At 58.6% G+C, this 12,304-nt stretch carries 4 protein-coding genes; all 4 read right to left on the bottom strand.

Translation table 11 applies throughout. The annotated features are described in order from the left end of the window. Positions 1 to 231 precede the first annotated feature (231 nt). Positions 232 to 696 carry a hypothetical protein gene (locus Enr13x_RS15120; protein WP_145387400.1) on the bottom strand — a complete coding sequence of 155 codons (465 nt, stop codon included), beginning with the start codon at positions 694 to 696 and terminating at the stop codon, positions 232 to 234. 6 nt (positions 697 to 702) lie between these two features. After that, positions 703 to 3,240: a PulJ/GspJ family protein gene (locus Enr13x_RS15115; protein ID WP_145387398.1), complete on the bottom strand. Its 2,538-nt coding sequence runs from the start codon at positions 3,238 to 3,240 to the stop codon at positions 703 to 705. Positions 3,241 to 3,328: 88 nt separating this feature from the next. After that, on the bottom strand, positions 3,329 to 10,456 hold the full coding sequence (locus tag Enr13x_RS15110; protein WP_231744309.1) for a hypothetical protein: 7,128 nt from the start codon (positions 10,454 to 10,456) through the stop codon (positions 3,329 to 3,331). Positions 10,457 to 10,705: 249 nt separating this feature from the next. Continuing rightward, positions 10,706 to 12,253 (bottom strand): type IV pilus modification PilV family protein, encoded by a 1,548-nt coding sequence (locus Enr13x_RS15105; RefSeq protein ID WP_145387394.1) that lies wholly within the window; start codon positions 12,251 to 12,253, stop codon positions 10,706 to 10,708. Between the last annotated feature and the right edge of the window lie 51 nt (positions 12,254 to 12,304).

Raw genomic sequence — 12,304 nt, 5'->3', positions numbered from 1 at the left:
TGTCCCGGAGGCTCCGCCTCCGTCACACGCGCGATCGATCGCGAGGCAGGAGCCTCAAACGAATCTCGTTACGAGGCAGGAGCCCCGTAACGAGGCGCGGTCACACGCCACTGGGCTGGCATACAATCCCAGCGGGACGCGTAAGCGAGCGGCGAGTGAATGCCGTAATCCGAACACGAGCCACTGGCTGACGCCACGTGCTGGGATACGAGATTATCATTCTGCCCCGAATCATTCTGCCACTTCTTTCCCCACCACAAACCACCCCCACTTCGCCGTCAAAGCCCGCGGCGGATTTGCTTCCACATCACACGGCACAAACCCGCCTTTGGAGATCGCCAGGGTGCCGGGTAGGTCGAGTGCAGCTTGGTAGCCCGAATCGGCCGGTCCCAGGCATTCATCATCGCTGCCGACGGCACCGGTTTCCCGTCGATCATCGACGATGCCGTCCAGGTTGTCGTCGTAGTCGGCTTGGCCGGGTTGTCCGTCCCGGCCGACGGTCAGCAAGATCGCAACGTCATCCGCAAAGCAATACGGCTGGCTGTCGATGTCGCCCCGGGAGACCGCACGCTTGAGGTCCGCGCGGTCCAGCCCCGCAGTCGGCGGGGTGAACTGACGGGTGTGGTTGAGCATCACCAACCGCGCGATCACACCACCGAGCAGCATCCCAACGATCAACAGACGAATCACCATCACGACGAATCAAAACTCCTGAATCACCGTCTGCTGACGAATCGTCTCGGCACTGAAGTCATTGATTCGGATGCTGATCTTGATCGCCCGCAGCGGATCACGAATGGGTGGACTGAGCTCAATCGGGGTCGTCGACAGGTTCTCGGGAATCTGTTCGTTCCCGGCGTTCTGGTCGGTGAACTCCCCTTGGTTACCAATCGATCCGTCAAACGAACTCCAACGGCGGACACTCACCGGCCGCTGAATGTTTGACACGGTCCCGGAGTTGTCTTGGGCAACGCGGCTTTCCAAGTATCCCGGAACGCCGGGTGTCGCTCCGGCGACTGCAAAGGCGAATTGATAGGTCGGCACGGCGCCAAACTGAGCTGCCGCAAACCGTCCTTCCTGGTCCATCCCATCGGCCGCGTATCCGTCAGTCCATGTGTCATAAACGGGTTGATAGAACGACGAGAGCGTGTTGGAACCGCCGGCACTTGAGATGATGAAGCGACCACTCTGCTCCCACGATTTCGGAAAGAACGAGTAGTAAGCCGTCGGTGGAGCTCCATACCGGACGCTGGGGCTGCCGCTGTATTCCAATCCGCTGTAGGGGCTCGCAAAGTCCTCGTAGCGTGGATCGATCGACGTCGGCGTTGGCGGCTGAGCGATGACGGTTGCGGATTCATCATACTGAACCAATCCGCGCATCGGACCGCCCGCCAAACGCGTGTAGCCGAGGTCCACAAAGTCTCCGCGGTCGACGACATCAAAAACGGTCGCGGGCGTTTGGTACCAGTCGGTTGGGGACCGATTGCCATTGTCGACGAGGACTTCGTCGATTCGCGGATCGTTCACCGTGACGACTTCATCATCCGAACCGGGCCAGCCCAGTTCTTCGGCCGTCTCCGACGCGACGCCACCGACGCTCAATCCGTCATCATTTCCGATACTGCCGGGAACGCCATCGGGTCCCCGCCAAATGAAACGGGGCGCCGAAGGGTCAAAAATCTGAATGTCAAAACCGACCAGGTCTTTTGCGATGACGTCGGATCCGCCTCGATTGACGAGCGCCACAGACGTTCCCCCGGCGCCAACATCGCTGACGCGATCGGCCAAACCAAATTCCGGGCGGACAAAGGTCGTCATCGTAAAACGGCCGTAGGTATCCAGGTACGGCGCGTCACCGGGCGCCGTTCCGACGACGTGATGGGCCTGGGCCGGAAACGTTGTGGGCGTCGTCCCCGCGGCCATCAGCGGATCATTCGCATCCGGCAAAACCGGCGGCGAAGAATACCGTGCGAGCAAATACGGATGGGGCGGACAGAGGGCGATCTGGGGCATGGACGAACCCTCGGTGCCGGAGATCAGTGACTGTGGAATCCGAACATGGGCAAACCGGTTCTCCGGGTTGGACAACTCGCTCAGGGAGTTGGCTTTCAGGACGGCGGTCGGCATCCCATAGGTCGGAGGAATCCCCGGCGAGACCGTCGTCGCCGGCGCACTCCAGCGATCCGAAACACGACTGATCGACAGGTCCATGGCTTGCTGAAGCCGGGCGATTCCGGTCAACCAATTCGGCGAGGCGTTGGCAGCCCCGGCGGACCACAGCCCCGGAGCACTGAGGGAGGTGTTATTGGGAAAGATGGCCTGGTTCGTGCCGCCTTCGTTGGCGATCGGAACAATCTCCACGCCCGTCCCGTTGGGAACCAGGAATGGGATCGTCGCCACGTTGCGTGTGCCTGACGTTGTCGCGGGCACGCCGCTGGACGGATTGGCCAACCGATTGATCGCGTTCATCTCACTGGGAGTCATGTTCAAGTCGGGACGGATCAGCAGCACCCGACGATGCAGTTGCAAACGATCGGGCAGCAAATCGCCGTCGCGGTCTCGGTAGACGGGATAAAGCGAAAAGGCGCCGCCACTGTCCGGCACCTGATTTTCATAGACCAACGACCCGTCGGAATTTCGTTCCCATTGCGGCGAAACCCAATACGCGATCTCGGCCAGATCCGAGTAAAACGGAACCAACTGAGTCCCGTATCCCGGCGTGTTGTTGTAGATCGTGATTTCAGACGGATCCAACTGGCGATTGGCGTATCGCTTGGCATCCAGGATCGCCCGCGGGATAAACCCGACAAAGGGCGCGCCCTCTTTGGCGGTCGATGTGAATGCCAAGAAGTCGTCAAAATCACCGAACCGGCTATCAGGAAAATACTTCTCCGCCAGCGGCGTCGGATTGGGCACACTGCCAAGGATCGTGGTGGAATCGGTAAACGGCCCTTCGTGATAGACCAAGTAGCCTTCCGCGGCCCCCGATTTTGCCGGCGGAGTCATGTCACAGGTTGCCCGTCCGAGTTCATCGCGCAACCGCAACGCGACATCGCGGAGCCGGCTACTCAAGTCCAACTCAGACTGTTGATAGGTGATCTTGTTGCTGAGCAATTTGTAGGCACGAGCGAGCCCCAGCATCAACAACAGCGAGGCCGTCAGTGCGATCAACACTTCGAGGATGGTGAATCCGCGCGCGCTGCGCCGTAAGCGTCGCGGGTCTTGGTTTGAATCATTCATGATGAGTTATCAGCTGTGTAGTGGAGACCAGAGCGTCCCGTTTCAGGGACGCTCTCCATTTCGAAAACCTCTCCGGCAAACGGGACGCTCACTCCACGACTTCGGAGTAGAGAATCATGCGTTCGGCCCCCATGTTTTTCCCTCGCAGGAATCCGATTGGGATGGTTCGGTCGATGACATAATTGGCGCGACTGCGGATGGCCTCGCCGGTTTCATTGACATATTCGCGACCCACCGCACCGGTCGTCGGGTCGACGACGAAGTAACCGAGCGTCATCCGAATTTGGAAAACGTTACTGTGATTCGTCGTCACGCCCTGAAGACGTGCCGTGTTTTGATTCCGGAAGAACGAATCGCGATCCAGATCACGCAAATTCTTGTGCAGCTCGGCCTGCGGGCGTTCAAACAGTGCGCTATTGACCAGTGGCATTTCAAGCTGGGTGATATCCGGGTTCGCGCCACCGAGGGCCGGCAAGGTGACCGACCCGCCGGTGGTCGCGGCTTCGACATCCAACGCAAAGTTATTGGGTTCCGCCGCGCCCGTTGCCACCGCATTGCGCTGCGCCGCCGTCAACATTCGTTCGTCCAGGTCTGGATGCGGTCGCATCAGCATCATGTCGTGCGTCCGCCGCGGAACACCAGGATCGTTCATCACGCTCGGGTCACGTTCTCGACGCATCAATCGTTGCACACTCGGCGTCGCCGCCGCCCGCGCCGGTCCGAACACTCCGGCAAACCGCGTGGGATAGCGCCAATCAAGGTCAGGGTTGCCATAGAACGTCGTTCCGGTGATGAATGCATCACCACGCGTCGTCGTGCTATAGCCCCGCCTGGCTTCGATAAAGCCTTTGAAACTGAGACCGAACCCTGAATCCACCGTTTGCTGGAACAAGTTGTTCTCGCCCATCGTCGCGGGAGAACCATACGTGGTGTCCAACTCATAGGGCGTCGAAATGCCCCACGCGAACGATCGATAGACCGAACCGTTGGCGAACAACTTTGAAGTTCGAAACGCGTTGGTAAACCCGTTTCCATCAGGCTGTTGGTTGTAGGGATCCGAGTAAATCTCGTTTCGAACCGCCGCGGCCGGCTGCTGGTCGGGGTTTGCCGGGTCCTCCCCGGCGTCCAGGAATTCGCGTCCCACCACCCGCGGGTCCGTGTTGCCCGCGTCTGGATCAACGAAACCGCGTCCTTTGCGAATGTAGTCCGGCGACGTGTTGACGTTGATCTTGCCGGGCGTCCGGTTCAATCCGACGTAATTGTACGGCGGTTGCAACGTTTCCACGGCGCGATTGAACATGCGATGCAACTGCACCTGGCTACCGCTGTCGAACTCGACATCTCGCCGGAATCTAATCTTTCCGGGGTCAAACCAACGCTGGCTGTCAAACCAGACGGGCCCGACATCGACGTAATCAAAGATCTGTTCGAACCCGGCACGTTCCCCCGTGAAATCCTCCGGTGAATCCTCGTATTGATCCGGGGCGTCTTCGATAATTCCCAGGTCCTGACGCGCGGTCGTGTCGTCGCTGCGGTTTTCGGAATACTTGTAATCGAAACCGAGCAGATGCCTGAAGGGAACCGGTTGCTCGTATTCCGGGTTCGCGGCATTGCGTACCGTCCCCGGACTGAATGTTTCCAGCAGGGAAGTCCGCGAAACCGCAGGAACATCCGCCAGACCGTAGGACGACTGGTACTCGCGATTCATCCAGGGAATCGTCGTCAGCATCACTTCGTCGGGGCTTCCGATCGTGAACCGCGGACTGCCGAAATCGTCCGCCAAAATTCTCGGAGACGTATTCCGGACGGGATAGCCATATTCACGGTTGACGAATCCCAGCGTTTGAACAAACGGCTGAGAATCGAACGGATTGCCGGTGTAGCGTTCGGCATCAAAATCGGTTCGCAGTGCCGTCGCAGTCGGTTCCAAAGTGCCATCGTCCTGCCACATCGAACCGAGTTCATAGGGCCAGCACGATCCACTCGGGTTCGTGCTCTCGGCCACCGAAATCGTAGTCGGACGCAGAATGCTGGTCGTCATGCTCAACGGGGAGCGTTTCGCCACGACCACTCGCTCGTAGTCGGTCAAGGTGCTGGGCGTCGTGTTGAGCGGCAAGAAAACCGTTGCCCCGCGATCGTATTCGATATTCGGAATCTTGCGACGCGTATCAAAACGGACCAGCGGTTCAAACTGATTCGCATTGGTACTGTCCCAATCCGATTTGTCGTCGACTGAATTATCGGTGACGACGGCCCCGCCTCGCATCCGGTCGACTGTTTCACGAACGTCATGCTCCCCGTTGAACGTGGTCAAATCCATTGGCATGAAGTCGACCGTGATGTAGGGGTTGTCGATCGGCTGCCAAGGCGACGTCGGATCGGCAAGTCGCTGCACAAACACCGTGGCGGCTTCTTGATGGGTTCCGACCGCCCACCATTCGTTGGTGTTCAGCGGAGCGGTGGGCAAATGATCCAATGGAACGTCGGGATGAGCTCCTGTCGCGGGATCAATGACAAACGGTGGGTTGCCGGCCGGTGGTTCAGCCTCTTGATCGTAATCGTGATAGCCGTCGACCAGCGGATAGGGAATCGGTGCGGCACCCGACGGCGTCGTCTGGGCACCGTTGGCGATACGATGTGTCGGCGGAATGTAAAAGTCCTCGTTCGGCAGCGGGGCGCTGATGTTGAACCCCATGTCCACCTGTTCGGCGGCATTGAAGTTGGAAAAGTACTGCTGCCATGCCTCACGATTGCTTCCCGGAGCGTAGGGAGGGTCGCCGGAGTTGAGCGTCTGATGCGGGAAAAAGGACTCGCAGATCAACGGCAGAATACCGCCGACTTCATAGTATCCATCGGTCGGCTCGTCGTCCGCATAACTCGGCGAGTTGGGGTTCGTCGTGTTGTTGCCCAGGGCGTGGTAATCGAGCCGGTAACCAATGCCTCCCTGAGGGCGAATTCGTAGAACCTGGTCCGTCGGCTGGTAGGTCATCGACGTCGGATCGGGCCCCTTCTTTTGACCAAAGTACGTTTCAGCCCTGGGGGCAACGACCGCATATTGCCCTGGATAGAGATAGGGATTGACTGCGTTTCGCCGATTGTAAACGTTGTCCGGTCGCATCCCGCTGCGATTGTCAGTGACAACCGCCAAATCGACCGGAGGAAGGTTCGCGAACCAAACAAATCGTTTCAGTTGGATTCGTGACGGATTTGGTCCCGCAGCGTCGTTTATCGGATCGAAATCGTCGTCGGCCAGGGTGACGTATTCCGTTCTCGCAGAATCGCTAACTACTCGGAGACTGTACCGAATATCGGCACCATGTCGAAGAACCTCATTCCAGGTGTCGCGATCTGTTTCGGCTTGGCTGTTTACAGCAGGCGGCCAGGTGTTGATTGCCGTTAGATAGTCGGCGGTGTCGATCCCCGCGTCGGCTAAATCGTAAAGCCGATCTGCGTCGAACATCCAACGCGTGCTTTTGAATGCAGACCCCTTGTCCGGGTTGCTTCCGGCAGATTCGCCGATCGCCAATCTCCAGACCGGGCTTTGCCGTGTCCCCGCGCCAACGACGCGGCCCAGGTCGAGCGCGTTGTTGGTGTACAGGTCACCCGGCAAACTCGGCTGCGTCTCGCCATTGCCCAAGACGGGTGGTGCGAGCGATTGCAGTTCAACGAATGCGCTTGCTTGCGGCATGCGAAACTGATCCATGTCGCTGTCCGAATCAACGGTCGGATCCGAGTTGTCATCGTCACGTGGGTACTGACCATCGGCTGTGACCGAAGAGCCCGAGCCAACGCCTCCGGCGGGCAACTTGACCAGATTGCGTTTCAATCGTTTGTCATGGATCGCAAAGGTCTCCGTGATCTGCAGCTCCGGCCGTTCCATGCCCCAGACCGTGTTCCTGGCCGCGATCGTCAAATCGAATCCATTGGCGTCAAACGGGTTCCAATCATAACGCAAGCGGGTGCATTTTGAATCGACATCGCGATAGTCGACCGCATTGACCGCCCACTGTGCCAGCCGTCGCGCGACGAAACGATTCTTGATGTCGTCAGGTTCGGTTGCAATGTTACCGGGATACGGGAAATCTGGCACGAGTGTAGCCGAACCTGTGTCCGCGATGAGCGCGAACATCAGGCAATACAAATGCCTGGCAAGCAATTCGGCACCATCAGCCATCTTCACGCGCACGGGCGGAGTAGCCGCCAGGTTGTCCAGATCGACGCGGAGGTCGCCTTGGTCCAAGACGCCGTCCCCGTCGGTGTCCAGCCCGTCGAAATCAGCGGGAGTGGTGGTAGAAGGTCGGTACACCGTGTTGGGTCCATAGTGCGCCCGCGCGTTGGCTTGACTGGCAAAACCATCAGCAATTTGCGGGAACGCTTCTTCCTGAGAGAATCGATTGTTGGCCAGGTTTGCTTCTCGGACGACAGGCGTCATCGAACGAACCGCCAAGAACGTATCGACCTCCCCCGTTTCATCGCCGATCCCTTCTCCGCTGTCATCTTGTTCGTTACCGATCTGGCGATTCAGATTCAGCTTGGCCCCTTTCCGCAATTCCAACGCCAACATGCGGTGCATCTGGGCATTGGTCGCGGCGGTGCCTAGTTTGTCGGCCAGGAACTGCACAAATCCGTCTTCACCCGGTAATTCAGGCGAATCGACGCTTCGGCTGTCGGTGACCAAAAGCCGCCGCAGCGCTTCGTTGCGGTTGGCGGCGTCGCGCAGCAACTGGGAAAGACGACCATTGAGTTCTCCACCGCTTTGAAGATCGATCATCTCGGATGTCGAAAACGGTTGATCATCGCCACGAATCTCAGTCGCACCAAACTCGTAGGGTTGGTTGCCGATATCCGTCCCCGTGGCCAGCTGGTTGAAGGTCTGTGTCCCGGTGCGGGGGTCCTTGCGAGTCGTGATCAACCCCGCCATGTCAATCGGACGGCCCGCGACGGAGTTAGCCTGGTGATCAAAGGTCCGTCCCGGAAAGGGAATTCGCGACAACAGATCAGCCGCCGGATTCGGGCTGACCGTGAACACCCGCGGTTCGAATCGTGTTCCCGCACCCGGGAAATGCAAGAAGTTTGCCAGTGCGGTGTTGGGCGCCGAATAGGGATACGGATTGGCGTAGTTGTACGGTTGGCCTCCGTAGCGAACGTTCAACAGGTTGCCGTAGCGGGTCAACAACACTTGATCGATCGAGAGCGGCGCACCGACCTGGTTCGTGCGGATCGGCCCGAGGAAACCGCTGCGAATCGGCAGTCGCTCGAGCGCAAACAGGTGTGAAAAATCGATCTCGGCCGGTCCCAGTCCTCCGCCCCGTCCGAACGATCCAAGCGCTCGATTGACGGCAAAGTATTCCGCGTCGCTGGTGTAGCTACCCGGCCCCGTCTCGAATCGGCGATTGATCAGTTGGTTGTAGCTGCCGGCATAGTTGACATTGATCTTGCCGTCCCAGTCTTCGATCAGTGCCGCAACCATCGGTTTCAAAACCAGACCGTCCGGCGCGGTCACGGTGGGCAAACTCAGGTCCACCCAAACGCTATCGGGCAACCCATCCCCGTCGTTGTCCACATCCCAAGGCCCGTTGATCAGCCACTTTGCCAAATCTTCGATCTGGCTGATGATGTTTGGCAGCGGCACCGACAAGTCGATCGGCCGTGCCAAGATCGCCGCCGGGTTGGATCCCGAAAAGCTTGGTGCCCCATCAAACGGATCGCCGTCGCGGTTCAGGTCACTGACGGTCGCGTTGTAATAAAAGTGGGGGAAGTTCAACGGTCGCAACGTCGCCCGGCGAATCTGGGTCATCAGTTTCTCGAGTCGCGCCGCAGCATTCGGATCCGAGGGATTCGCTTTGATCTGCGCAAACGTTTGCCCCGCGCCCACCGGCTCGCTGGGGAGCCGAATCGGGGCATTCATCAAGTAGTTGATGATCGAAGGACGATGGAACGACGGAATGATGTTTTGTCCCAATTGCCGATTGAGTTCGGCGGCATTGATTCCGTTGTAGATCGGAACGAAGGACGGCGATCCGGTATCGACGCGACGGTGATCGCTGGGTTGCCAGGCCAGAAAGATGTTCTCCATATCGGCCGCGTCCCATGCCTCGTCCGGCTCTGGGTATTCGCCTTCGGATCCGTTTCTGCCTTGATAGTCCGAACCGGTCAACCGCGAGTTCAGCGTGAACTCGATGTTTGCCGTCTGATCGATCACCGTTCCATCTTTTTTCCGTACCCCCGTCACGCCCGTCGGGTTGAGGCCCACTCCATTGAACACCTGTCCGTTGACCACAAAGCGATAGCCGTAGTCGTCGGTATTCTGTGTTCCCAACTCACCGGCATCGTCTTGACCGTTGACGCCATCGTCATCCACTCCGGCGCGGCCCGGCTGGCCATCGGGTCCGGGGCTGTACAACAATCGGTTCGGAAAATTTTGAGCAACGACGAACAGCCGCTCGGAAACCCCATCAATCGTGATCACCTCGTCACCGAACTCGGTCAGATCGATCACCAAGTTCCCGGCCAAGCTGTATTCCGTGTTGTCGCTGATACTCGCTCCCTGGTCGGGTGTTCCGTTCTCGGTCCCGAACGACCGGACGATTCGAAACGGTCGATTCTGCAGGGGGCCTTCCTCGAAGGTCACGATTCGTCCCGTCAGCGCATCGTCCAAGTCCATGTGCAGTCGGTCGCGGAACGGTTGCGTGACGGGGGTGACCGTGCCTGGTGCCGGCGGTACCGTGATTTGCTGGCCCGGCAAATCCGGGTTCGGGTAATGCCAGCGGGCCCAGTTCGTCGGGAATTTGAACAACGTCGACTGTGGTTCTTGTTGGCCGTTGAGAGGCAGCAGCAACTGCCCACCTGATCTCAGAGGAACCGGGTTTGAATTGATTGCCGGCGATGGCTGACTCAAACGATGAGCCACCCGCATTTGCAGCCCGTCGACGCCGTAATAGTCTTCCAACAAACTGGCGCCGAATGCGGCGCTGCGGGAATCATCGGTTCCGATCATCAGCTGCAAGACCGCACTCTCGATCGGTGCGACGGGCGACAACTCCTGCTGACGTCGTTGTTGGCTGGAGTACGACGACTCCGACATCTGGGAACTGAAGACCATAAAGCTGATCACCAGGACGGTGAACAACGAGAGCATTCCCAACACGATCAACAAGACAATCCCTCGCCGCGGTCGGCGCGGAGATCGGCTTGATTGAGACAATCGTCGGTTCATAGGCTGGTTCATTGGCATCAAATTTCGTCCCGCGATTCCGGGTCTCCGTTGAACGACGTGGCTGTCTCCACGCTCACGCAACGGTGCGATCGCTTGTTGAAAAGAAAAGGCTTCCGACGCATTACCGTCGAAATGGCTGAATTGGCATTCTTGCTTTGTGAACGAAATGCAATTCTTGCATTTCCAATTGAACGGGTCGGCCCGCCGTCTGACGGGCAACTCGATTGAATGAAGTACGGTCGTCGCACATCAAAGTTGGACCTGGAATGGTTTCACACTGACCACGTCGGGCATGATCACCACCACCGTTCCATAATCTTGTTTTTTGTATCCCGCCGGATCCGACGCCGACGAGTCCATCATCGCGTCGTAATCAAACACTGGGGCGTTGCCCCAGCTGGGCTGGGAGGGCGCGCCGTAATAGGGTGCGGCGTAGGTCGTTCCGAAGGCCTGAACCTGAATCGGATGAAACACCCAATCGGGGCCGCGGACCGAGACCTGAGTCTCGTAGGAAACGACTCCGTTGATGTCGGGATCCAATGTCGGCTCGCCAGTCACATCGGAAACCTGGTACCAAGCGAACTTTAAACCTTTCGGTTCCACGGCCCCTGTCACCGGGTTGGTAATGTATTCGCGCCGCATCAGCATCAACCAATCATTGTTCCCGATTTTTGGCAACACGTATCGACTGGTGCGAAACTTGAATTCGCCGCCGCCGCCGCCGACGAACGGCCAGTCAACGTACGACACGTAACCCATTTGCTCGCCGGGATACAGCAACTCGTTTTCCGCCGGCGGAGGAGCATTGACGAGGCTGGGGTCGGTGGCCGTATACGGCGCCAATTGATGCGCCAGGGCCGGACCGCCACCGGGCACCGTCACCACTTGGCGGTCTTTCATCGTCACGACCGCGGCATCAAATAGATTGCTACCGGGCTTGCTGCGCGACATCAAAACAATCGAACTGTATCGCGAACTGACCGTGTTGCGGGTCAGCGAGTGAGCGGCGTTGGCGCTGCGTTGCACGAACAGCCCCGGCCCCAGTGATCGATCCTCCGGCGTGAACAACGAAAACTCGTCGCTACGGAGCGTCAATGCCCGTGCACCTGCAGCCGAAAGCAACCCTGAATTACCGTCAAAGGGAAGCGCCAATCGAGTGAAGCGGGGCAGATTCCAAAGCGTCGAACTCGCCGCCGATCCGGGCAGGGGGATGTAGTTACTGATCGCTTCGGAAGGTGAATAGCCGACGCAATGATAACGCGGGTCATAGCATGGAAAGACGGTTCGGTCGTATCCGTTGCGTCGCTGATTGGGGTTCGTGGTATTGGTGTCGTCGCGCAAGTTGTTCGTCGCACACATAAACCAGGGATCGATGCAAAACGCGTCGGGCATATGTGCCTGGTTAGTCGGCCCGCCCGAGTTGACGGCATAACGCACGTCGTATTGCGAAAGGTGACTACCAAATTCGGACGTGCTGACGCTCTTGAAACGGGCGGCCGGCGGCGCGTTGAACGCGTTGGTGTTGCTGAAACTTCCCGAGGGCGAATTGAACTCTCGCAGCGAGTTGTTGGCCACGATGACTTCCGTGAACGAACCCTCCAACCGCGCCATGTCGGTTGCGACGCGATTGTTGATCTCTTCGATCGCACGATCGATCTGCAGTGCATTGGCCGCGTTGTTGGTTGCGACCGGCAAGATCGATGCCACGCCCAACAAACCGATGGTCAGCACCGCGATCGCAAACAGCACTTCCATGATGGAAAGTCCGCGGCGAAGCGATCGTGTGTCTTTTAACATGTTGGACCGTTTTCTTGGGACGATGGGAGCACCTCCACAGACTTCAGCGGT

The sequence above is a fragment of the Stieleria neptunia genome (genome assembly GCF_007754155.1).
Classification (GTDB): Bacteria; Planctomycetota; Planctomycetia; order Pirellulales; family Pirellulaceae; genus Stieleria; species Stieleria neptunia.
This window is presented reverse-complemented; position numbering and strand designations above follow the sequence as displayed.